This is a genomic window from Pseudomonas fragi (assembly GCF_025426255.1).
GTDB lineage: Bacteria > Pseudomonadota > Gammaproteobacteria > Pseudomonadales > Pseudomonadaceae > Aquipseudomonas > Aquipseudomonas kulmbachensis.
This window is the reverse complement of the sequence record NZ_CP104861.1, coordinates 3,782,491-3,805,393: the sequence shown is the minus strand read 5'-3', so window position 1 is coordinate 3,805,393 and position 22,903 is coordinate 3,782,491. Positions and strand designations below refer to the sequence as shown.

Below are 22,903 nucleotides of genomic sequence, written 5' to 3'. Positions count from 1 at the left end.
CAGTATAGAGGTAGCCGGTCAGCCCCTCAGGGCTACCGGTTGCTTTTCATTTGTGATGGTTTGACTACGCCACTTCGCCCACGGCCCTGTGTGCTTCATCAATTGCAGCATGGGCATAGGCGCTCCAGGCTGCATCCGAATTGGCAATGCTCACCCGGCCCAGCGGTTGGCGTGCCAGGTTCATCAGTTTTTCGCTCTCGTCGGCATCGTCGTACAGGCTGTTGGAAAAATACGCATAGCCGTGTGACCAGCGATTGACGGTGATGGCGAGAATGTCGGTCTGGTGATTGAACCCCCCTGGGCCGAGCATGCGTTGCAGTTGATCACGCAGTTGCGCTTCGAGCACTTCGAACGATTGCCCGTACAGTCTGCCGCGACCGGCACGGGCCTGGTCGCGTGCGTTCATGCCACTGTTCGGGCTGGTAGGTACGTAGACCATGTGCAAGCCGATGGGTTGTTTCGGATCGCGCGGGTGTTCGTAGCCGCCCATGCTTACCGGGTAGTCGAGTTTGATGCGGCTGTAGGGCTGGGTCGCAGCATAGATTTCGTGGACGCCCAGCTTCTGGAACGACTCCCAGTTACGGATCACTACCTTGGTGTAGACCAGCGGGAATTTCACGTTTTGGCTCAGGGCGTAGGATTGCTCTGGCGGCAGGTCGTGCAGCAGATACGGAATCATCATGTTGTAGCAGGCCAGGATGCAATGCTTGCCGCGGACCTGATTGAGCTGGCCGCCACGGCTGTAACCGATATTTACCCCTTCGCCGACATTGCGCACGCTGACGGCGGTGCTGTTCAGACGTAAGCGTACTGGGGCTTTTGGCTGGTCCAGCTTGGCGTAGTCGAACGATGCGAGGACGATGTCGTCCATGTTGTGTCCGGGCGCGACGCTTGGTATCAGGCTACGAACCAGTAGCCGGGCCAGCGAAGCATTGCCATCAGGGAAGTGGTAGATGTAAGGCTCTTCCATTTCTGCTTGGGCTTCTTCGCTGATCGGTTCCAGACTCATCGCACTGAAACCTGGAAAGCCGACGTTATAAGTATCGTAAGCCGAAACAGCGTCGATGCTCAGGGCCATGAAGTCATTGGTACGACTCTGGAAGTATTTCACCGCAGACTCTGACAGGCCTACGTTCTTGAGCAGGAAATCGCGATAGCTGGTGGCTTCCAGGTAGGCGGTTTTTTCCTCGACAGTTTTGCCTGCGAGGTAGTCTTTTGGCGCGACGTGCAGTTCGATCAAGGCTGTCCGGTCTGCTTGCGGCAGGGGGAAGTCGTTGATGAAGTCACTGATGGAGCGGGCATGCAGTTGGTCCGGGGCAATGTCGTCGGCGACCATCGGTGTTGGGTCGCCGTTGACCAGTTTGTCTTCGCCGAAGTTCTCCTTGTCGAAGAACACCGCACGGGACAGCCCCAGGTTCGGGTAGAACTGGCGGTCGAAAGCGGTTTCGAAGCGTTTGGTTTCGACCCCGAGTTTTTTCAGCATCCCGTTCACTTCCTTACTGAACAGGTGATTCGGCGACTGGAAGGCTTCGCTGCCGCCGTAGCCCAGGATCATGCGGCCGCCAGCGGAGAATTCGTTGCGCTTGGCGTGGCCGCCGAAGTCGTCGTGGTTGTCCAGAATCAGGATGCGTGCGTTCGGATGTTTCTCACGATAAAACCACGCAGCAGACAGCCCGCTCAAGCCGCCGCCGACTACCACCAGGTCGTACTGCTCACTGATGGGCAGGTGATCGGTGTCAAAGACCTTTTTCTCCCAGCCCATCTGGTGCGCGATTTCGAAGGAGCCGACGTGGCTGCCGCGCAGGCCGGTCAGGGCAGGTGGGTAGTAGCGACCGTCGGGTGCGGCCTGGAGGATCTGCAAAGGCGTCATGCCGGCAGCGATGGTGATGGCGACGCCGTTGAGAAAGTCGCGGCGGGTGATTTCCATGATGAGTCCTTGTTTATTGTTATAAGCGCTGCGGTATCGAGGGGTGAAATGCAGTTATCGGCTGATCTGCCAAGCATCACCCGCTGGGGCTGTGCCGTGGTCATACGGTTTGGCGAGCCACATGTAGAGCAGGCCCAGACCGATGACGATGGCCGTGCTCAGGAGCATGGCGTAGTTGATGTACCACGGGGCATCCGGGGTGCGCGGCCAAGCCATGTTGATAATTGCGCTGATACCGTAGACCAAAGCGCCGATATTCACTGGCCAGCCCCAGGCGCCGAGGGTGAATTTGCCGCTGGGTTTCCAGCCTTTGGCGCGCGCGTAAAGTGCCGCGAGCACGATCATCTGGAACGCAAGGTAAATGCCGATCGCAGCGAAGCTGACGATGGTTGCCACCGCATCTTGCAGAAAGAAGCCCAGTGCAATGATCAGTGCGGGCAGGACGCCGGACACAAACAGTGCTGCCACCGGCACCTGAGTTGCAGGTGAAATTTTCTTCAGCACTGAGCTGCCAATGACCATTTCATCCCGTGCGTAGGAGTACAGCAGGCGACTGGCAGCGGCTTGTAGGCTAATCACACAGGAGATGAAGGAAATCATGACTACGCCCATCACCACTTTCGAGCCAACTGGACCGAAGGCGTTATTGAGGATGGTGGTCACCGGGTCCTTGTCGGTGCCGTTGATCACAGCCTGCATGTCCGGAACCGCCAGAATCAGCGCGAGGCAGGCGAACATCGCCGCGATCCCGCCGATATAGATGGTCATACGCATGGCTACCGGGATTTGCTTGCTCGGGTTCGGGGTTTCTTCGGCCACATCGCCGCACGCTTCAAAGCCGTAGTACAGAAACATTCCCGCCAGCGAGGCAGTGAGGAAGGCTGGCAGATACGAGCCATCGACGCTGATATCAAAGGTGTTGAACAGCACACCGAGTGGTTGGTGACGTTCGAAAACCAACAAGTAAACGCCGACGATCACGGCGCCGATCAGCTCGCACAGGAAGCCGAACATGGCGATGCGTGCCAGCACCTTGGTGCCGCTGAGATTGACCAGGGTGGCGAACAGGGTCAAAACCAGCGCGATGATGATGTTGGTGTTATTGCTCGGCTCAAAGCCCATCATTGCGGCCAGGTACGGGCCGGCACCGACTGCCACGGCGGCGATGGTGACGCACAGTGCGATGGAGTAGATCCAGCCGACCATCCATGCCCAGCGCTTGCCTACCAAGCGACGAGCCCATGGGTAGACGCCACCGGAAATAGGAAACTGTGAAACCACTTCACCAAAAATCAGACAGACCAGCATTTGGCCGCAACCGACCAGCAGGTAGGCCCAGAACATCGGAGGCCCGCCTGCGGCGAGGCACAGACCGAAGAGGGTATAAACCCCTACGACCGGAGAGAGATAGGTGAAGCCCAGGGCGAAGTTCTCCCACAGGCTCATGCTGCGATTGAAGTTGGAGGTGTAACCCAGTTTGCGCAGTTGCTCGGCGTCGCTATCGTCGATGGTGGCAGAGAGGTCGGGGGATGCACTCATGGTGTGCTGGCTCCGGAAGAACGGCGGATTTTGGATGGCCGAAACCGTGGCAAGGCGCTGATGGCGCTGCCGGGATCGGCGGTTATTGTTTTTAAATCGCGCAGAGTCCTTCGCGAACAGGCTCATTCCCGCAGGGGGAGTGCGGTCAAGATGCAGGAGCGAGCCTGCTCGCGAAGCGGTTAGTGCTTGAACATCACATGTCGCACGGTGGTGTAGTCCTCCAGTCCGTACATGGACATGTCCTTGCCATAACCGGACAGTTTCTGACCGCCGTGAGGCATTTCGTTGACCAGCATAAAGTGGGTGTTGACCCAGGTGCAGCCGTACTGCAAGCGTGCAGACAAACGGTGTGCGCGACCTACGTCCGAGGTCCAGACCGACGACGCCAAGCCGTAGTCCGAGTCGTTGGCCCAGCCCAGCACCTGTGCTTCATCGGTGAACTTGGTCACTGACACCACGGGCCCGAATACTTCGCGGCGGACAATTTCATCGTCCTGCAGGGCGTCGGCCAATACGGTCGGTTCGAAAAAGAAACCCTCGCCTTGAACCGCCTTGCCACCGGTGATCAAACGGATATGCGGCTGCGCCACCGCGCGCTCGACAAACCCGGCAACCTGGTCGCGGTGGCGAGCGGTGATCAGCGGGCCGAGTTCGGTCGATGGATCGTCCTGCAAGCCGTACTTGATGCTGCTTACCGCCGCGCCGAGCTTTTCGACGAACTTGTCGTAGATGCCTTCCTGGGCGTAGATGCGGCAGGCGGCGGTGCAGTCTTGCCCTGCATTGTAGAAACCGAAGGTGCGGATGCCTTCCACGGCGGCGTCGATGTCAGCGTCGTCAAAGATAATCACCGGGGCCTTGCCGCCCAGCTCCATGTGCATGCGTTTGACGCTGTCAGCGGTACTGGAAATGATGTTCGAACCGGTGGCAATCGAGCCAGTCAGCGACACCATGCGCACTTTGGGGTGAGTAGTCAGTGGGCTGCCCACCGTCTGACCGCGGCCGAACACCAGGTTAAGCACGCCAGCCGGGAGGATATCTGACACCAGCTCAGCCAGACGCAATGCTGTCAGCGGGGTTTGCTCCGACGGTTTGAGCACCACGGTATTACCGGCAGCCAGGGCCGGGGCGATTTTCCAGGCAACCATCATCAGCGGGTAGTTCCAGGGCGCGATAGAGGCGATCACACCCACCGGGTCGCGGCGGATCATCGAGGTATGCCCCGGCAGGTATTCACCGCCGGCCGAACCGCTCATGCAGCGGCTGGCGCCAGCGAAGAAGCGGAATACATCGGCAATCGCCGGGATCTCGTCGTTCAATGCGGCGCTGTAGGGTTTGCCACAGTTGTCCGATTCCAGTTTGGCCAGCTCTTGCCCGTGGGCTTCGATGGTATCGGCGATTTTGAGCAACAGCAGTGAACGGTCCTTTGGCGGGGTTTGCGACCAGCTGTCAAACGCGGCATCGGCGGCACGCACGGCGGCATCGACCTGGGCCTCGCTGGCTTCGTTGATGTGCACCAGCACGCTGCCGAGTGCCGGGTTGAGCACCGGTTGGGCGGGGCCTTCGCCGTCAATCAGTTGGCCGTTGATCAAGAGTTTGGTTTGCATGGCTGCGTCCTTATCGAATTATTTTGATCACTGTGGGAACGAGCCTGCTCGCTCCCACAGGAGGGGAGTCGCTGTCGGTTATTTACCGCCACTGCCCGCTACGCTTTCGCCACCACGGGTCAGGTAATAGGCGCCGAGAATTGGCAGCATGGTCACCATCATCACCAGCATGGCGACTACGTTGGTGACCGGCACGTCCCTTGGGCGGCTGAGCTGGTTGAGCAGCCACAGCGGCAAGGTGCGCTCATGACCAGCAGTGAACGTGGTGACGATGATTTCATCGAACGACAATGCAAATGCCAGCATCCCGCCTGCGAGCAACGCCGAGCCCAGGCTCGGTAACATGATGTAGCGGAAGGTTTGCCAGCCATCAGCCCCCAAGTCCATCGACGCTTCGATCAGGCTGTGGGAGGTGCGGCGCAAGCGCGCGATTACGTTGTTGTAGACGATCACTACGCAGAAAGTCGCATGGCCGACGATGATGGTGAACATCCCGGGTTCGATGCCGAATGACTTGAATGTCGCCAGCAACGCGATACCGGTGATGATCCCGGGCAGGGCAATCGGCAGGATCAGCATCAGTGAGATGCCTTGCTTGCCGAAGAAATCCCGGCGGTACAACGCCGCCGAAGCCAAGGTGCCGAGCACCATCGCAATCAGCGTTGCAATCGCAGCAATTTGTGCCGACAGCTTGATCGCTTCCAGTACGTCGGGGCGCGAAAACGCCACGCTGAACCAGTGCAGGGTGAACCCCTTGGGCGGAAAGCTGAAGGCCGCTTCCTCGGTGTTGAAGGCGTACATGAAGATGATCAGGATCGGGAAGTGCAAAAACACCAACCCGCCCCAGGCTGCGATTTTCAGGCCCAGGGATGCTTGATCGCCTTGTTTTTCCGACGCCGGTTTCTTTGGATCAGAGCGCATCGAAGGCCCCCAGACGTTTGACGATGGACAGGTAAATGGCGATCAGCACGATCGGCACCAGCGTGAAGGCGGCAGCCATCGGCATGTTGCCGATTGCGCCTTGTTGGGCGTACACCATGCTGCCAACGAAGTAGCCTGGCGGGCCGACCAGTTGCGGCACGATAAAGTCGCCCAGCGTCAGTGAAAACGTGAAGATCGAACCGGCGGCAATGCCCGGAATCGACAGCGGCAGAATCACCTGCATAAAGGTCTGGCGCGGCTTGGCGCCAAGGTCGGCCGAGGCTTGCAGCAGGGAGGGCGGCAAGCGTTCCAAAGAGGCCTGGATCGGCAATATCATGAACGGTAGCCAGATGTAGACGAACACCATGAAACGGCCAAGGTGCGAGGTCGACAATGTACTGCCGCCGACCCCCGGAGTGCCCAGTACAAACTGCAATACCGGTTCCAGCCCCAGGTGCTGAACGAACCACTGCGCCACGCCGCCCTTGGCCAGCAGCAGCGTCCAGGCGTAAGCCTTGACGATGTAACTGGCCCACATCGGCGTCATCACCGCGATGTAGAAAAACGCTTTGGTTTTACCGGTGGTGTAGCGCGCCATGTAGTAGGCAATCGGAAATGCGACAACGGCACTGGCGATTGACACGACAATGGCCATGCTCAGAGTGCGCACGATGATGTCGAAGTTTGACGGCTGAAACAGCGCTGCAAAATTTGCCAGGGTCAGGTCGGGAGTGACCGCCATGGTGAAGTCATCGAAGGTGTAAAAACCTTGCCATAGCAACATCAACAACGAGCCCAGGTAGATCGCGCCAAACCACAGCAACGGCGGCACCAGCAGCATCGACAGGTAGAGGTTGGGGCGCCGGTACAACAGGTTGGAGAACCTGCGCAGAGGCGAGTTACCGGCCTGGGTTTGAGGGATAGCCACGCTGTTCATCTCACACCCCGCTTGTAACGGTGTCGTGCAGCGCGACCATGGCCTCGCGTGCCCAGCGGGCGCTGATGCGCTGCCCTGTCTGGTGCTGGGCACTGACATCCAGCCACTGCACGTTGGCGCGGCTGATGTTCAGGGTCTGGCCGTCTTCCAGTTTCAGCTCATAGCGGGTGGTGCTGCCTTGGTATTGAATATCGTGCAGCAGGCCACTGACTTCGATCTCGTGGCTGGCCAAGGGGCCCTCGGCGAAACGTACATGCTCGGGACGAATTGAAAACGCCTGCGGGTTGCCGCTCAATCGACGCGCCAAATCACCGCGGATCACGTTGGAGGTGCCGACGAATTCGGCGACGAAGGTGGTTGCCGGTTTCATGTACAGATTGCGCGGGGTATCAACTTGTTCGATGCGGCCCTTGTTGAACACGGCTACACGGTCAGACATCGATAGCGCTTCGGTCTGGTCGTGGGTGACAAAGATGAACGTGATGCCGAGCTGGCGTTGCAACTTTTTCAGCTCACTTTGCATCTGTTCGCGCAGCTTCAGGTCGAGAGCGCCCAGGGGCTCGTCGAGCAGCAACACGCGGGGGCGATTGACCAGGGCGCGGGCCAGGGCCACGCGTTGGCGTTGGCCGCCGGACAACTGCACCGGTTTACGCTCGCCGTAACCACCAAGGGCGACCATATCCAGCGCCTCTTCGGCGCGCATCTGGCGCTCGGCCTTGGCGACGCCTTTGACTTTCAAGCCATAAGCGACGTTGTCGCGAACGTTCATGTGCGGGAACAGAGCGTAATCCTGGAAGACGGTGTTCACATCACGCTGGTACGGCGGCAGCCCGGCGGCTTCTTCGCCATGAATGCGGATCGAGCCTGCGCTCGGTTGTTCGAAGCCTGCGATCAGACGCAAGCAGGTGGTTTTGCCCGAGCCGGATGGGCCCAGCATGGAGAAGAACTCGCCGTCCTTGATATCGATGGAAACCCGGTCAACGGCTTTCACCTCGCCGAATTGACGGGAAACTTGGGTGAACTGGACTGCAAGTGTCATGGTGCGGTGCTCCAAAAAACAGAATCTTTAAAAGCTGCGCGAGCAGGCTCGCTCCCACGGGGGAGTGCAATCAAATGCGCAAGTGAGCCTGCTGGCGAAGACGGCTTAGCGACCGCCCATGATCGCGATGTAGTCCTGGGTCCAGCGGCTGTACGGCACAAATTTGCCGCCTTCAGCCTGCGGGGTTTTCCAGAAGGCGATCTTCTCGAACTGGTCAAAACCGTTGGTCTTGCAGCCTTGTGCGCCCAACAGTTCGCTCGAGTTGCACGCTGCCGGCACTGCTGGTAACGAACCAAACCAGGCGGCTACGTCGCCCTGGACCTTGGGTTGCAGCGACCAGTCCATCCACTTGTAAGCACAGTTGGGGTGCTTGGCCTCGGCGTGCAACATGGTGGTGTCGGCCCAGCCCGTGGCGCCTTCCTTGGGGATGGTCGAGGCGATTGGCTGTTTCTCGTTCATCAGGCCGTTGACTTGATACGGCCAGGCGCTGGACGCGACCACGCCTTCGTTTTTGAAGTCGCTCATTTGCACGGTAGTGTCGTGCCAGTAGCGGTGAATCAATGGTTGCTGGGCACGCAGCAGTTCAAGCACGGCCTGGTATTGGGTTTCAGTCAGTTCATAGGGGCTCTGGATGCCCAGTTCCGGCTTGGCGGTCTTCAGGTACAGCGCCGCGTCGGCAATGTAGATCGGGCCGTCGTAGGCTTGCACGCGACCCTTGTTCGGCTTGCCGTCGGGCAGGTTCTGCGCATTGAACACCACGCTCCAGCTGTCAGGCGCGGTTTTGAACACGCCGGTGTTGTACATCAGTACGTTCGGGCCCCACTGATACGGGGTGCCGTAGGTTTGCTGGTTGACCACGTACCACTGCGCATTGGCGAGTCGCGGGTCGATGTTTTTCCAGTTCGGGATTAGCGCCGTATTGATCGGCTGTACGCGCTTGCCGACGATCAACCGTAACGATGCGTCGCCGGAGGCGGTGACCAGGTCATAGCCACCCTTGGCCATCAGGCTGACCATTTCATCGGAGGTGGCGGCGGTCTTGACGTTGACCTTGCAGCCGGTTTCTTTTTCGAAACCGGTTACCCAGTCATAAGCCTTGTCGCTCTCGCCCCGCTCGATGTAGCCGGGCCATGCAACGATATCCAGCTGGCCTTCGCCTGCACCGACGGCTTTGAGCGGTTCGCCGGCCTGGAGCGTGGCGCTGGCCAGCAGCGCGGTGGTGATTGCACTGAGCATTGCGGTCTTGTGCACGAACATGGGGTTTCCCTCTTTTTTAATTATGGTCGGGGCAGTTTTGAACGTGATGTTGTGCCGTGAGCGGCTTGTTATTAGGGGATGCTGTTTTTCATAGATGTTGCCCGTGGCGGGCCATGATGTGCCGCACCACGCTGTAGTCCTGCAGCGAATCGCTGGACAAATCCTTGCCATAGCCCGAGCGCTTGAGCCCGCCGTGGGGCATCTCGCTGACTAACATGAAATGGCTGTTGATCCAGGTGCAACCGTATTGCAGGCGTGCCGCAACCTGCATTGCCTTGTCCAGGTTTTGGGTCCAGATCGAGGAGGCGAGGCCGTATTCGGAGTCGTTGGCCCAGTCCACGGCTTGGGCGAGTTCGTCGAAGCGGGTCACTGTGACCACGGGCCCGAACACTTCGCGCTGAACAATTTCATCGCTCTGTTTGCACCCGGCCAGCAGGGTGGGCTGGTAATAGAAGCCAGCACCTGAATGCACGGCCGCACCGGTGATGCGTTCAATATGCGGTTGGCCGAGGGCCCTCTCGACGAAACTGGATACGCGGTCGCGCTGGCGGGTGCTGATCAGCGGGCCGATCTCGTTGTCGGTGTCGCGTTTACCGGCAAAGCGCAGGCTGCTGACGGCGGCACCGAGCTCGGCTACCAGTCGGTCATAAATTCCGGCCTGTGCATAAATCCTGCAGGCTGCGGTGCAGTCCTGGCCGGCGTTGTAATAACCATAGGTGCGCACGCCTTCAACCACGGCTTGAATGTCCGCATCATTGCAGACAATCACCGGGGCCTTGCCGCCGAGTTCCAGGTGCGTGCGCTTGAGGGTTTTGGCGGCGGTCGACAGGATTTTTTGCCCGGTGACGATATCGCCGGTCAGCGAAACCATGCGCACTTTGGGGTGGCTGACCAGACAGCTGCCCACGCTTTCACCGCCGCCGCAGATGATGTTGATCACCCCGCGTGGCAGGATCTGGGCCAGTGCTGGCGCCAGGGCCAGAATCGACAGCGGAGTGTGCTCGGAAGGCTTGAATACCAGCGTGTTGCCAGCGGCCAGCGCGGGGGCGATTTTCCAGGCGGCCATCATGATGGGGTAGTTCCATGGCGCAATCGAGGCCACCACCCCAATCGGATCGCGGCGCACCATGCTGGTGTAGCCCGGCAGGTATTCGCCGCTGAGCTGGCCGGTCTGGCAGCGCACGGCGCCGGCGAAGAAGCGGAACACATCGACAGTGGCGCTCAGATCGTCCTTGCGGGCCAGGTGCAGTGGCTTGCCGCAGTTCAGCGATTCGAGGCGGGCGAGCAAGTCGGCGTTCTTTTCGATCGCATTAGCGATCTCCAGCAGCAGGTTCGAGCGTTGCTGCGGCGTGGTCCGTGCCCAGCCAGCGAACGCGCGGTGGGCGGCGAGGATCGCGGCCTCGACCTGCTCGGAGCTGGCTTCGGCGATGTGGGTCAGCACTTCACCGGTTGCGGGGTTGAGGATTGGCTCAGCCATACCTTGGCCTGCGACCAGTTCACCATCGATTAATAGTGCGGTGAACAACGGGGTCTGGGCGGCTGACATTTTGCGGGTTCTCTTTTCTTGTGTGGTCATGGTGCTCCCTGTGACTGGGGCCCCGACCGTCTTATAGATGTAACAAGATTAGTCTTGGGCTCCGAGGTCGACAAATACTTAATACTGAAGGTGGCGTTCGATTAAATAGATGGCTTGCGCCCGCCGTGGGGTTGCTCCCGGGCGACTGTCAGGAACGGATCTACCAACGCCGGGCGCGCAGTACCGCGGCGCCAGGCCAGGCCGACGTCGAGGGTCTGGTTCAGATCCGCTATGGGCCGTGCTTCGATGATGTCGCCCTCCAGTGACCATGGCCGGTAAGTCATGTCCGGCTGGATCGACACGCCCAACCCTGCGGCCACCAGGCTGCGTACCGCTTCGGTCGAGGCGGTGCGCAAAGTGATGCGCGGTTGCAGGCCCGCCCGGGACCAAAGGCGCTGGGCATTGCTGTCCATTTCATCGACGTTCAACTGGATCAGGGGCTCGCGGGTCACGTCGGCAAGGTTGATGCTGTCGCGTTCCAGCAACGGGTGCTGGGCCGGCAGCCATAGCCGGTGGGGGGAGTGGGTCAGCACTTCGGTCTGCAAGGCGTGGCGGTCTTCGAGGTTGGAGAGGATCAGTACCCCGACATCAATTTCGCCGCTGACCAGCAAATGCTCGATATAAGGGCGTTCGTCTTCCATTACCCGAATTTCGACGTTGGGATAAGCGCGCTGGAAGCGGGTGAGCAAGTCTGCAAGGTAGTAACCGGCAACGAGGCTGGTCACGCCTACGATCAACTGCCCGGCCACCTGGTCGGTGCTCTGCTGAAGGCTACGCTTGGCGTTGTCGACAGTCGCCAGAATCAGATGCGCCTGGCGCAGGAACTGGTGGCCCTGGTGGGTCAGGGTCATGCCCTTGGCATGGCGGTTGAACAGGCTGACACCGATTTCCTGCTCCAGTTGCTGGATGGCCAGGGTCAATGTCGATTGTGAGATATACACCGCCTGGGCGGCGGCCGAGATCGAACCGGTCTCGGCCACGGCAATAAAGTGGCGGATCTGACGCAAAGTCATCATGGGGGATTACCCAGTGGGCTGTTTTTATAGATGTGCCCCAGTGTATATCCTTTTTATCGATGGCTTGGTGCCGAAAGAACTCGCGATGTTCAGCCTTTGGCCACGCCTACCCGCCACTGCGAGGGTGGCACTATGCCGTTGACCAGGTAGTTGCCGACGATGCGCGACTTGTATACCCGGGGGTTGTGGTTGGCCAGGGTGCGGGCGTTTCGCCACAGGCGATCCAGCGCCTTGTTACTTGCAGTGGCGCTGGCGCCCAGGGCATCGAACAGCGCGGTGGTTGCCGCCAGCGTCGCGTCCACCACCGGATTTACCGCCAGGCAAACCTCCAGCTCGGCCTGTGCGACCTGCGGATCGTCATGGGGCAGCGGCTTGTCACTGGCTATCGTGTATTGCGCGGTGCTCTCCAGACGCTCTGCAGCTTGTCGGGTAATGGCTTGTGCGGCGTAGGCCTGGCTGGCGACTTCGCCGATCACTTGCAGCAGTTGTACGTCTTGCGCGGCAATGTCGGCATTGCCCGTGGAAAAGGTCCTGGATCGATTGCTCAGTTCTTCGGCGCCACTCAAGGCGGCTCGGCGGGCGATACCGGCCAGGGTGCTCAGGTGATAGATCTGAAAGAACGACTGCCCATAGGCAAAACGCTGGTCGGTGGCGCGCGGCTCGTCATCCAGCCGTACATTTTCGAAGATGCAGGTGCCGCTTGCCGTCAGGCGTTGGCCAAAACCGTTCCAGTCATCAATGATCTGTACCCCCGGCGCTTTAAGGTCGACCACCACGCTGTACAGCGTGTCGTCTTCACCGGTGCCGATGGTGTTGATCAGGTCGCTGTAGAGCGCACCAGTGGTGTAGAACTTTTTACCGCTGATACGCAACGAGCCGTCTTCAGCCCGATGGATGCGTGTGCCGAATTCGCCACGGGTCTGGGTGCCGACTTCGGTACTGCCCGGGGAGAGAAGTGCGCCCTGGCTCAGCGTGTCCAGCCATTTTGCCTGCCAGTCGAGATCCTTCGAGACGAGTACTTCTTCGCAAAAACCAAAATGCCCGCGCAGGGCCTGGGTGATGTTTGAGTCCGCGGCGGATAACTCGGTCAGCAGGGTGAGCAACTCGACCAGCGTTGCGCCGTGTCCGCCATAAGCTTGCGGCAGGCGCCACCGCGGCAAGCCCAATGCATTCAATTGCTGGATCACCGTGGCCAGGCTGCTGCGCGAGCCATCCGCCTCCGCGGCTTGCGCGCTGATGTGTTCAAACAGCGGGCGAAAGGGCGCGGCCAGTTGTTCATAACGGGCGGTTGGGGCTGTGCCCCAAATATTCAAATCTGGATTAGGCATGCAATCTGACCTTGCCGGGCCTGCGCTCAAGGGCGCGCTGGCGCTGTAATGAGTGAAGTAAATGCGATTAGGCCCAGTGGTCTGGTGAGGCCACCCTAAACCTGGAACGGGAAAATTCTTAATACCAAAAACAGCTAACCAAATACCCGGACAGGGTTCTATTGATATGACTTAAAAGTATTAACCGGTTATGTATTTATTGCGCTAGCTTCTAAAAACGCCACGCTTGGCGATCCATAAAGCCTCTTTTCTCAATGCCAGACTGCATGCCTACAGATGGTTGAGTTAGCCGTTAACTCTGTAGGGATCCTTAATGACAACTCGTAAAAAACTGCTGGCCCTGCTGGGTGTGGCCTCTCTGGCACTGCATGGCGCATCGGCCTGTGCAGCTGCGCCATTGACCTTGGTGGTGGGGGATCAGTTCTTCTCCAATCGCATTGTTTTAGAGCTTTCGGGTGAACTCAAGGACTTGCCCTATACCATTGACTTCAAGCGCTTCAATACTGGCTCGCCAGTGGCCTCGGCGGTTGCCAGCGGTGCGCTGGATATTGGCGTCGTTGGTGATACGCCGGTGATTAGCCTGGCGGCCAATGGTGCCCCGGTGAAGGTGGTGGCCAGTACGCAAACCAGCCTGAACGGTGTAGGTATCGTGGCCCGCCCGGGGATTCAGTCGGTGGCTGATCTCAAAGGTAAAACCGTCGCTATCTGGAACGGCTCCTGGAGCCAGCAAATGATGTTCAAGGCTCTGGATGAGGCAGGGGTTGCACGCGACAGCGTGACCTACAAATACCTGCTGCCGGCTGAAGCCAGCATGGCGCTGAGCCAGGGCGATATCGACGCGTTTGGCACGTGGGAACCCTATGTCTCGTTGCAGGAGAAAGAGGGAAGCACCCTGATCCGTAACGCCAAGGGGCTGATGAGCGCACCGACTTACGTGGTGGCCTATGAGCCTGTGCTGGCGAAAAAAGGCGAAATCATCAAGGACTTTGTTGCGCGCCTGACCCGTGCCCGGGTGTGGAGCCAAAGCCATGTCGATGAGTACGCCGTTGCCTGGTCCAAGGCTAACCAGTCCTCCCCGGAAATTGCCAAAGCCTGGTTCAAGCGCGACGCCATCACCGTGTTGCCGATTTCGCCCACCATCATCAGCGAGGCCCAGGCCACCTCTGATTTCCTCTATGACGCCAAGCTGCTTAAAAAGCCGTACGACGTCACTCCCATGTTTGACCGCGCACTCTGATCAACAAGGAAATCCTTATGGCCAAGCAAATGGCATTGGCGGGGTTCATGCTTTCGGGCCCCGTGGTACATAGCCACGCGGTATGGCGTCATCCGCAAACCCATAGCCACTTTCTCGACCCCGTCTACTACATCGAAATCGCTAAAACCCTCGAGGATGGCTGCTTCGACCTGCTGTTTTTTGCCGATCGGCTGGCGGTTGGCGATCAGGCCGGGCAATCCCGTGCGCGCTCTTTTGAGCTGGGTGCCCAGGATGCTGCGCGGCTGGACCCGTTACCGATTCTCAGCCTGTTGGCCGGTCACACCAAACACATTGGCCTGGGGCTGACGCGCTCCACCACCTACTACCAACCGCCCCATGTGGCGCGAGCGATCGCCTCTCTGGATCATATTTCCAGAGGCCGCAGCGCTTGGAATATCGTGACCTCGATGAATGACAGCGAGGCGCGCCTGTTTGGCCAAGCGCAGCACTTGGCCCATGATCAGCGCTACGCCCGTGCCGATGAGTTTGTCGAACTGGTGCTCAAACTGTGGAACAGCTGGCAGCCCGATGCGCTGGTGCTGGACAAGGTTCGGGGCATCCTCGCGGACGCGAGCAAGATTGATGCGTTCAAGCACAGCGGTACTTTCTTCGACTGTGAGGGGCCGCTGAATATTCCGCGTGTGCCGCAGGGCCAGCCGGTGTTGATCCAGGCCGGGGCTTCGGGGCGTGGTCGGCAGTTTGGTTCGCGTTGGGCAGAGGTGATTTTCAGTATCAACAGCCGGGTGGAGCGCATGCTTGAATTCCGCCAGGACATCCACCAGCAAATGCGCACCATTGGTCGCAACCCGGACGATTGCAAAATCCTCACCGCGGTCATGCCGTTTATTGGCGGCACTGAAGCCGAGGCGATCAAAAAGCGTGATGAGCACAATGCGCTGGCCAACCCTGAGCTGGGGGTTATCACCTTGTCTACCCAGTCGAATTTCGACTTCACCCAGTTCCCGCTGGACACCCGCCTGCTCGATATCGCCAGGCACTCGACGACACCGGACGTGATCGCGCAAAAGCTGCGTCTGGAACGCGATATCACCCTTGGAGAATACGGCGCGATCATGGCCGCCAGCATCCGAGTGCCGCAACTGGTGGGCACTGCACAAAGCGTGGCGCAGCAACTGATCGACTGGCTGGAGCAGGGCGCTTGCGACGGTTATGTCGTATCGCCAGCGTATCTGCCGGGCACCTTTAAGGAGTTCACCGAATCGGTAGTGCCGATCCTGCAACGTCGCGGCTACCTGCGCACGGCGTATGAACACCCGACACTGCGTGGGCATCTGGGTTTAAAAAGTTATTAGTGACTGATCACAATGCGAGGGGCTTACCCCTAAACCCCTCGCTGATACCTCAATACTCGATAGATCCATCAATGCGTCCGCTTCTCTGAGCGGTTATGTCCTTGTGCTTGGGCTTAGAAGCGGCGGGCAGTAGTGTAGTTTTTCTTCCAGTAGGAATTGTCCATCGAGTCGATGCGGATCGTTTTGCCGGTGCGGGGTGCATGGATAAAGCGGTTATCGCCGATGTACAGGCCAACGTGATTGCTGCGTGTGCCGCCCTGAGTGCGGAAAAATACCGCATCCCCAGGTTTCAGATTATGCCGGTCGACTTTTTGCAATTTCGCGCTGAGCATGGCTGCGGTGGTTCTTGGTACATGGATATTGGCTTCGTTCTTGAACAGATACACCAGCATGCCGCTGCAATCGAAGCCCTTTTCCAGTGACATGCCGCCCCACAGATAAGGGATGCCAAGCAAGGTATGTGCGCGGTTGATGACCTTTTTGACATGGTGTGGTGCAGAGGTTTCATGAACCGTCTGGACGGCCCAGGGATAAGGTTTTCGAGCCTCAGAAGCGGTAGCAAGGGTGGAGCCGACAAGGGTGAAAAACAAGAACAGAGAAATGAATTTAGACACAAGTAACCTTCCGTTTGATGGGGGTGCTTGAAGTCTAAAAGTGCAGTCGCAGCGGGTATGTGGGGCGCTTCCTACAAGGATTACGGTATTAATCTGAACCCGACGAACAGTACTTGGCGTATTGGATAAAGCGTTTTTCGGTTCTCGGGCTTAATCACGGTGCGCAGACCAGTGACTTCTTTGTGGGAGCGAGCCTGCTCGCGAATGATCTGCCTTCGCGAGCAGGCTCGCTCCCACAGAGAGTTGGCCTTGCAGGTTCTTTGTCGGGCGTCAGTTGGCGCGTGTTACAGCGACCATTTCAGGGAAAACATCACATTGCGCGGGTCACCATAGGTACCGCTGCCGGTGGCAGTCGGGATGCCCTGCCAGTATTTCTGGTCGAGCACGTTGTTCAGATTCACCCGTGCGTCCCAGTGCTCATTGACGCGATAGCCCGCCATCAGGCCAACCACGGCGTAGGCGTCCTGTTCGGCATGGCCATTGCCGACCCGGCCGTAAGTTGCGCTTTGGGCCAGTACGTCAGCGCCAATGCGCATTTTTTCCAGGTCACCTTGCAAGTGATAGGTGGTTGCGGCCTTGAACAGGTGTTTGGGCTGGTTGGGCGCAAACAGATTGCCCTTGTCAAAGGCCTTGTCCTTGACGTACTGGCTCAGCACCAGGGTGTAGGCTGCCGAGGCTTGCCAGTTCGGGGTGAGGGCACCACTGATTTCCGCGTCAAGCCCACGGCTGCGGACTTCGCCCGCGGCTTCGTAGCAGGTGCGGTTGGTGGCCCGGCAACCGGCAGGCTGGGTATCGAGTGCATAGGCGCGGTTTTCCTGGGTCATGTCGAACAGCGCCAGCGATGCATTCAGTTCACCGTCGAAATACTCACCCTTGATCCCCACCTCATAACTTTCGCCGGTCATTGGTTTCAGAACAGAGCCGCTCACGTCCTGCTGCGTTTGCGGTTTGAAAATCTCGGTGTAGCTGGCGTAGACCGAATATGTGTCGTTCAGGTCGTAGATGACACCCGCGTAAGGGGTGATTTGCTGAGTGACTTTGTAGTCACCCGTGCCCGCTCGGTTGTCGTAGTCGTACCAGCTTAACCGGCTGCCAATGATGACGTGCAGCGGGTCGAACGGGTTGAACCGGGCCGCGGCATAAATGCCCCTCTCGGTTGCCGTGTTTTGGCTTTGATAGGGTGTGCGATCAGCAATGTCGGGCTTGGGAATCACGCCGGGGTCGAAGTTGTAGATATCGATCGGGGTGGCCTTTGACCAGAAGCCACCTTTTTGGTCGAACTTCTCCTGGCGACTGCTGGCGCCAACGGTCAGTTCATGCTCACGGCCAAACAACTGAAACGGACCGGATAAGGAGCCATCGAGGTTGGTCTGCACATCGGTGGTGTCGTATTGGCCCGAGGACTGAGTGAAACCTCCGCTCTTGGGTGGATTCAAGTAACTGGAGAAGGTATTGGACTCGGCCCAGATCCTGGCGAACGCCAGCCGTGAGGTCCAGCCGTTGTCGAAGTGGGTGGTGAGGTCGGTGAACAGGCTCACATTGTCCCGGTTCCAGTAGGCCCAATCGTTGCTCAAGAAGGTGTGGCGCGGCAGGTGCAAGTCTTCGCCATTCGGCCCGGCTGGCAGGCTCCCCCAGTCCGAGGTTGCATCGTCGCGCTGCTTGGACGCGCCCAGGGTCAAGGTGGTTGAGTCGCTCAGGTCGGCTTCCAGCACACCGTAAAAAGTCTGACGCAATTTGTCGCGTTCATCGATATAGCTCTTGTCATCTTCATACGCGGCTACCAGGCGCCCGCGCAGCGTGCCTGTTTCATTGAGCTTGTTCGATGCGTCCACCTCGGTGCGGTAGCGATCCCAACTGCCGGCACTGGTGGTGATACTGACTTGCGGCGTGGCCGTAGGGCGCTTGCGCACCAGGTTGAGGGTCGCCGACGGGCTGCCGGCTCCGCTCATCAACCCGGTGGCACCACGCACCACTTCAACCCGGTCATACATCGCCAAGTCTGCCCCGGCGATGGTGTCCAGGGTGAATGTACTGAGGCTGGTCGGCAGGCCGTCGTACATCAGGTTATCGACGATAAAACCACGGGCCAGAAACTGTTGGCGGTCTCCGCCGAACTTGCGCAGGGTGATGCCCGGCGCGTACTTGACCACATCATTGAGGTCGTTCATGCCCTGGTCATCCATGCGCTGGCGGGTAATCACGCTCACCGACTGCGGGGTTTCGCGGATCGACAACGGCAGGCCGACTGCAGTACTCATGGCGCCCGTGGTGTAAGAACCGCTGCCTTCGGTGGTGGCCGTGCCAGCAACGCCGCTTTGCGCATTGATACTCACCTCGCCGAGGTTCAATACGCCTGTGTTGTATGGCTGCACATGGACGGAGTTGCCCTGTACGGTGCCACTTAGGCCGCTGCCAGCAAGCAGTTGCTCAAGTGCTTGCGCAGGTTCCAATTGGCCATGTATTGCTGGCGCCTGCTTGCCTGCGACCGCTTGGCTCTCGTAGTTCACCCGCAGGCCACTGGCTTTACTCAACTGGGTCAATGAAGTCGATAACGGTTGAGCCGGCAGATTGAAACTGAGCGGTGCCGCCAGTGCTGCGGTCGACAGAGCAAGTGCCAAGGAGCCTGACAACATGGGCATAAAGGGACGAAGCATGTCGAAGATCCTGCAGAGGGGAGGGAGGCAGATCGACTTTGCAGGCAGCTCGCAGCGCAAGCGTGCAATGTATGGCAAAGACCACGTAAGGCGGGGATATTAGAGACTTATTCTCATATGTAAATGATAATTAATCCCAATCAAGCGTATTTTTCGTTTGCGCAAATGCCGCTGGTTTTCAGGGCCGGGGGATTGTTGTGTGTTCACTGATGTAGAGGGGGGTGTGCTGCGACTGTCAGTTTTTCCTTGCAGCCTTGTGGCCACAAGGAAACGCCGAGTTCGAGGGTTTTAGAAGTAATAGCCAATATTGACATTGGTGCGGTAGTACCAGTGGTTACTACCCACTGAACTTGTGTTGGTGAACCCGCTGCCGTTTTCTGCACCGCCGTAAGGGTTGGCATTTTTCGCCCAGGTCAGGTCAACCCAGGCCATGACTGGCATTGCAAAGAACTGCGCGCCCACGGTGTACATCTGCGAGTCGTCCCAGCCGCTTTTGTCTTTCATCAGACGGCTGTAGTCGTTATACAGTTTGATTTTTTTCAGCTGCCCCAGTTTTGGCGTGAGGATGTCGTAGCTTACGTTCAGCGCCCCAAGACTGGCCTTGGAAGCGATCAGGTACGCAGGCGTCAAGCCGTTACCGCCCATCAGCACCGAGTCTTTGCTGACTCCGGCCGGGTTTTTCGGGTCGAACTCATAGCGGATGCCTTGCCCGGTTACCGTCCATTGCCCGGCATTGATGATGGCGTGAATACCGCCAGCCCAGTAGTCGCCGTCGTCTTTGGTGGTGGCGTTATACAGCTGGGCGGTGGCGACCGATGCCCCGACCTCGGCTTTCCAGCCATCATTGATAAAGGTTCGCGCGACACGGGCGTTGAGCTGGTTGCGCTTCTCGTTGTCCTGGCGCGACTGGATGGCCGGGATCGCATTGTCCTTGAGGTCGGCATAGCGCCCGACCTCCGGCGCAAAGCGAATATCGCTCGGCAACATGCGCGGGAAAAAGGCCAGTTGCACGTCCCACTCCGGGTTCTTGTAGCTGTATTTCAAGCCTGAAGCCGTGCTTGAGCCGTAGCCCATAAAGAACGGCAGGTGATAACTCCAGCCGAACTGGGGATAGGGCTCCAGGCCGAACGGTTTGAACGGTGCACCCAGTTGCAGGTTGGAGTTGTCGTTCAGGCGATAGCCGACATAACCGCGATCCACGGCGCGTTTACCGTCATCCTGAAACCAGTAGCCGACATCACTGAACAGGTTCTTGTAGGTTGCCTGCACATCGAGGCGAAAGGTGTCGAACAAAAAGCGGCCATTGTTTTCGGTCGTGTCCCAATGTTCATCGCGGTAGTTGGTGCGCAAGGCCCCGCCAATATCGAGACTGCTTTGACCGTCATCACTGCGCCAGGCGATATGCGGAAACGGCTTTTTAACCACGGGTGCGGTCGAGCCGGATTCGGCAGCAAAACTGACGCAACTGCTCATCATCAGTCCCAGACATATAACGGACTTGTTCATGTTTGACTCCCCTGCAAAGTTACGCATTGAAAAGTGACAGGCAACACGTTCCCGCTTGCCTTGATGGCGGCAATTGGCGAAGTGGCTTTGATAGATGCGTTTATTGTTTTATAGGTGATACGGCGTCTTTTCTATAAATCCGCTAGAGATAGAGCAGAAACTATGCCAACTATTTTGTTTTTTATTTTTATTGATAATTCTATGTAAAACAATGATTTATATATAAAACGCAGGGCGCCGTATTGCCTGTGGAACATGGCTCTTGGGGAGTAACCAAAGTGCACATTAACTGTGCGTATATCTGTCACGTGCACAAAAAAGCCGACATTGAAGTCGGCTGCTTATAACGACGCAAAACTTTATTCAGGTGCAAGTTATTGTGGGAGCGAGCCTGCTCGCGCCCACAGATATTTACAGTAAGCCTATAAATCCAGCACCAATCGCTGGCTCTTGCAGCCCGATACACAGACCATCATCGATTTGTTCGTCGCACGCTCGGCTTTGGTCAGCACGCCGTCGCGATGGTCGATATCACCTTCCACTACCCGTGTTTCGCACGACCCGCATACCCCTTCGCGACAGCTGTATTCGATATCACAACCGGCTTCGAGCAACACGTCGAGCAAACTCAAACCTGGCCCGACGGACAGCGTCTTGCCGGTTTTTTTCAGTTCCACGCTGTAACTGCTCTGCGCGTCTGTGGATGGCGGCAGTTCGGCCGCCGCAAAGCGCTCGATATGCGCATGGGGATAGCCGAGACTTTCGCAGGTGCTCTCAAACGCATCGAGCATCGGGGTCGGGCCGCAGCAATAGAAGTGCGTATCGACGGGCTTGTCTGCCAGGTAAGCCGCCAGGTTCGGCGGCACGCCTTTTTCGTCGTTGAAGTGGTAGACCACCCGGGCGTCCAACCCGGCGAGTTCTTCCACCAGCGCCGCTTCCTGGCGCGAACGGGCGCAGTAGATCAGCTCGGCAGATTTACCCAGCGCCAGCAATTGGCGAAACATGCAGTAGATCGGCGTGATGCCGATGCCGCCTGCCACCAGCACACTGTGGCGAGCGCTCTCATCCAGTGCGAAGTTATTGCGCGGCCTGGATATGGACAGCTGCATGCCGACCCGCAATTGCCCGTGCACAAACTCCGAGCCGCCACGGCTGTTGCGATCCCGCAGGATGCCGATCACATAACGGCCCTGATCGCTCGGCGAGTTGAGCAACGAGTAACTGCGCACCAGACCGTTGGGCAGGTGCAGGTCAATATGTGAACCCGCGTCGAAAGGTGCGAACACGGTGTCATCGTAAGGGCGCAATTCGACACTGATAATGCCTTCGGCCTCGTAGCGCAGGGTATGCACGCGGGCGGTGATGGCGGCGTTCATGGCAATTGCTTCGCGTCGATCAGCTCCAGTTGAGCCTTGGCCGCGTTTTTCAGGTAGCGGCGCAGACGCACCACACCCAGGTCGTGCTGGTAGAGATTTTCCCGTTGATTGGCGTCCGGCTCCATAAACTCGAGCAGCACCCGGTCTTGCTCCAGCACTGCCCAGTGTCGTGCTTCCAGGCGGTTTTTGTAGAGGAAGCGCCAGGTATCACGCTGCCAGCCGGTCAGTGGCCGGCAACGCCAGTGGAACACCGCCGACAGTGAACGGCTGCTCGGCGTGTAGCTGCCGATGATGCTGAAGTTGCCGCCCGGGCCGCCGGTTTTCGGGTACGGGATTTCCAAACGCAGCCAGTGGCAGCTGTCGTCCATAAATTCGGTCCAGTCGAAATTCACCCCGCGCTGGCCCTCTTTTTCGAAGAAGAAACCCTTGTCAGTGTCGCGGGTGACGAATTTGGCAGTGGCTTCGCCTTCGCTCATGGAGTGCGACATCTTGTGCAGATAGGTGCCGTGCATCGGGTCCATGACGTTATCGATTACATAACGGTAATCGCCTTGCCACTCGGCGTAGCACAAGAAGCTGCTCCACTCTGGCGAGGTCAGCTGTTCGGGCAGCACCAGTTCCGGCGGGGTGTCCACATGGGGCTCGGCGGCGTTGTAGAGAAAGATCGCGCCAGCGGCTTCGCGGGTGTGAAACATACGTGTCGGGCGGCTGCCTTCGAGCTTGCAACCGGGGCTGCCCGGTACTTTGGTCACGGTGCCGTCGCTGCGCACTTCAACGCCGTGATACGGGCACTGCAGCCGGTCGCCCAGCACCGGGCCCTGGGACAAAGGAGCGCCGCGGTGGGGGCAGTGATCTTCCAGGGCGTGGACGCTGCCATCATTGTCGCGCCACAGGGCGATCTTGTAGCCCAGGCGGCGGATCGACACGGGTTTTTCGCCCAGATGGTCGCTGGGCAATACCGGGAACCAGAGGTTTTTCAAGCCGTTAGCCAGGAGGTTTTCTACAGGGTCGACGGTTATGTTCATGTTCATTTTTCTC

General features: G+C 58.6%; 17 protein-coding genes. 2 read left to right on the top strand and 15 right to left on the bottom strand.

Annotated elements, in window-relative coordinates; translation table 11 throughout:
- Positions 1-64 precede the first annotated feature (64 nt).
- The 10 genes from N7D90_RS17630 to N7D90_RS17585 form a co-directional block, all read right to left on the bottom strand.
- On the bottom strand, positions 65-1,927 hold the full coding sequence (locus tag N7D90_RS17630; protein ID WP_261739209.1) for an NAD(P)/FAD-dependent oxidoreductase: 1,863 nt from the start codon (positions 1,925-1,927) through the stop codon (positions 65-67).
- Positions 1,928-1,981: 54 nt separating this feature from the next.
- Positions 1,982-3,466 (bottom strand): APC family permease, encoded by a 1,485-nt coding sequence (locus N7D90_RS17625; protein ID WP_261739208.1) that lies wholly within the window; start codon positions 3,464-3,466, stop codon positions 1,982-1,984.
- Between the two features lie 179 nt (positions 3,467-3,645).
- On the bottom strand, positions 3,646-5,070 hold the full coding sequence (locus N7D90_RS17620; protein WP_261739207.1) for a gamma-aminobutyraldehyde dehydrogenase: 1,425 nt from the start codon (positions 5,068-5,070) through the stop codon (positions 3,646-3,648).
- 78 nt (positions 5,071-5,148) lie between these two features.
- Positions 5,149-5,991, bottom strand: coding sequence for an ABC transporter permease (locus N7D90_RS17615; protein WP_261739206.1), 843 nt, complete (start codon positions 5,989-5,991; stop codon positions 5,149-5,151).
- Positions 5,981-6,928, bottom strand: a complete 948-nt coding sequence (locus N7D90_RS17610; protein ID WP_261739205.1) for an ABC transporter permease — start codon at positions 6,926-6,928, stop codon at positions 5,981-5,983. Before N7D90_RS17610 ends, N7D90_RS17615 begins: the two co-directional genes overlap by 11 nt.
- A gap of 1 nt (position 6,929) precedes the next feature.
- Positions 6,930-7,967 carry an ABC transporter ATP-binding protein gene (locus tag N7D90_RS17605; RefSeq protein WP_261739204.1) on the bottom strand — a complete coding sequence of 346 codons (1,038 nt, stop codon included), beginning with the start codon at positions 7,965-7,967 and terminating at the stop codon, positions 6,930-6,932.
- Positions 7,968-8,072: 105 nt separating this feature from the next.
- On the bottom strand, positions 8,073-9,224 hold the full coding sequence (gene ydcS, locus N7D90_RS17600; RefSeq protein ID WP_261739203.1) for a putative ABC transporter substrate-binding protein YdcS: 1,152 nt from the start codon (positions 9,222-9,224) through the stop codon (positions 8,073-8,075).
- Between the two features lie 88 nt (positions 9,225-9,312).
- Positions 9,313-10,800, bottom strand: coding sequence for a gamma-aminobutyraldehyde dehydrogenase (locus N7D90_RS17595; protein ID WP_261739202.1), 1,488 nt, complete (start codon positions 10,798-10,800; stop codon positions 9,313-9,315).
- A 101-nt stretch (positions 10,801-10,901) separates the two neighbouring features.
- Complete coding sequence (locus N7D90_RS17590) at positions 10,902-11,816, bottom strand: LysR family transcriptional regulator (RefSeq protein ID WP_261739201.1); 915 nt, start codon at positions 11,814-11,816, stop codon at positions 10,902-10,904.
- An 89-nt stretch (positions 11,817-11,905) separates the two neighbouring features.
- Entirely contained in the window at positions 11,906-13,144 is a 1,239-nt protein-coding gene (locus N7D90_RS17585) for an acyl-CoA dehydrogenase family protein (protein WP_261739200.1), read from the bottom strand.
- Between the two features lie 313 nt (positions 13,145-13,457).
- Here N7D90_RS17585 and N7D90_RS17580 point away from each other — a divergent pair, with 313 nt between their 5' ends.
- Positions 13,458-14,381, top strand: a complete 924-nt coding sequence (locus N7D90_RS17580; protein ID WP_261739199.1) for an ABC transporter substrate-binding protein — start codon at positions 13,458-13,460, stop codon at positions 14,379-14,381.
- A gap of 17 nt (positions 14,382-14,398) precedes the next feature.
- Positions 14,399-15,715: an LLM class flavin-dependent oxidoreductase gene (locus tag N7D90_RS17575; protein WP_261739198.1), complete on the top strand. Its 1,317-nt coding sequence runs from the start codon at positions 14,399-14,401 to the stop codon at positions 15,713-15,715.
- 113 nt (positions 15,716-15,828) lie between these two features.
- Here N7D90_RS17575 and N7D90_RS17570 read toward each other — a convergent pair whose 3' ends face one another.
- The 5 genes from N7D90_RS17570 to N7D90_RS17550 form a co-directional block, all read right to left on the bottom strand.
- Entirely contained in the window at positions 15,829-16,329 is a 501-nt protein-coding gene (locus N7D90_RS17570; RefSeq protein ID WP_261739197.1) for a C40 family peptidase, read from the bottom strand.
- Positions 16,330-16,613: 284 nt separating this feature from the next.
- Positions 16,614-18,983 (bottom strand): TonB-dependent siderophore receptor, encoded by a 2,370-nt coding sequence (locus tag N7D90_RS17565; RefSeq protein ID WP_261739196.1) that lies wholly within the window; start codon positions 18,981-18,983, stop codon positions 16,614-16,616.
- Positions 18,984-19,271: 288 nt separating this feature from the next.
- The gene (locus N7D90_RS17560; RefSeq protein WP_261739195.1) at positions 19,272-20,489 is read right to left on the bottom strand and encodes a hypothetical protein; all 1,218 of its coding nucleotides are present in this window, start codon (positions 20,487-20,489) and stop codon (positions 19,272-19,274) included.
- Positions 20,490-20,911: 422 nt separating this feature from the next.
- Complete coding sequence (locus N7D90_RS17555) at positions 20,912-21,865, bottom strand: PDR/VanB family oxidoreductase (protein WP_261739194.1); 954 nt, start codon at positions 21,863-21,865, stop codon at positions 20,912-20,914.
- The gene (locus tag N7D90_RS17550; RefSeq protein ID WP_261739193.1) at positions 21,862-22,896 is read right to left on the bottom strand and encodes an aromatic ring-hydroxylating oxygenase subunit alpha; all 1,035 of its coding nucleotides are present in this window, start codon (positions 22,894-22,896) and stop codon (positions 21,862-21,864) included. Before N7D90_RS17550 ends, N7D90_RS17555 begins: the two co-directional genes overlap by 4 nt.
- Between the last annotated feature and the right edge of the window lie 7 nt (positions 22,897-22,903).

Coding starts and splice junctions, on each gene's coding strand:
- N7D90_RS17575 (WP_261739198.1), top strand. CDS start 14,399: ATGGCCAAGCAAATGGCATTGGCGGGGTTCATGCTTTCGGGCCCCGTG.
- N7D90_RS17550 (WP_261739193.1), bottom strand. CDS start 22,896: ATGAACATGAACATAACCGTCGACCCTGTAGAAAACCTCCTGGCTAAC.
- N7D90_RS17555 (WP_261739194.1), bottom strand. CDS start 21,865: ATGAACGCCGCCATCACCGCCCGCGTGCATACCCTGCGCTACGAGGCC.
- N7D90_RS17610 (WP_261739205.1), bottom strand. CDS start 6,928: ATGAACAGCGTGGCTATCCCTCAAACCCAGGCCGGTAACTCGCCTCTG.
- N7D90_RS17625 (WP_261739208.1), bottom strand. CDS start 3,466: ATGAGTGCATCCCCCGACCTCTCTGCCACCATCGACGATAGCGACGCC.
- N7D90_RS17585 (WP_261739200.1), bottom strand. CDS start 13,144: ATGCCTAATCCAGATTTGAATATTTGGGGCACAGCCCCAACCGCCCGT.
- N7D90_RS17580 (WP_261739199.1), top strand. CDS start 13,458: ATGACAACTCGTAAAAAACTGCTGGCCCTGCTGGGTGTGGCCTCTCTG.
- N7D90_RS17615 (WP_261739206.1), bottom strand. CDS start 5,991: ATGCGCTCTGATCCAAAGAAACCGGCGTCGGAAAAACAAGGCGATCAA.
- N7D90_RS17595 (WP_261739202.1), bottom strand. CDS start 10,800: ATGACCACACAAGAAAAGAGAACCCGCAAAATGTCAGCCGCCCAGACC.
- N7D90_RS17605 (WP_261739204.1), bottom strand. CDS start 7,967: ATGACACTTGCAGTCCAGTTCACCCAAGTTTCCCGTCAATTCGGCGAG.
- N7D90_RS17560 (WP_261739195.1), bottom strand. CDS start 20,489: ATGAACAAGTCCGTTATATGTCTGGGACTGATGATGAGCAGTTGCGTC.
- ydcS (WP_261739203.1), bottom strand. CDS start 9,224: ATGTTCGTGCACAAGACCGCAATGCTCAGTGCAATCACCACCGCGCTG.
- N7D90_RS17590 (WP_261739201.1), bottom strand. CDS start 11,816: ATGATGACTTTGCGTCAGATCCGCCACTTTATTGCCGTGGCCGAGACC.
- N7D90_RS17620 (WP_261739207.1), bottom strand. CDS start 5,070: ATGCAAACCAAACTCTTGATCAACGGCCAACTGATTGACGGCGAAGGC.
- N7D90_RS17565 (WP_261739196.1), bottom strand. CDS start 18,983: ATGCTTCGTCCCTTTATGCCCATGTTGTCAGGCTCCTTGGCACTTGCT.
- N7D90_RS17630 (WP_261739209.1), bottom strand. CDS start 1,927: ATGGAAATCACCCGCCGCGACTTTCTCAACGGCGTCGCCATCACCATC.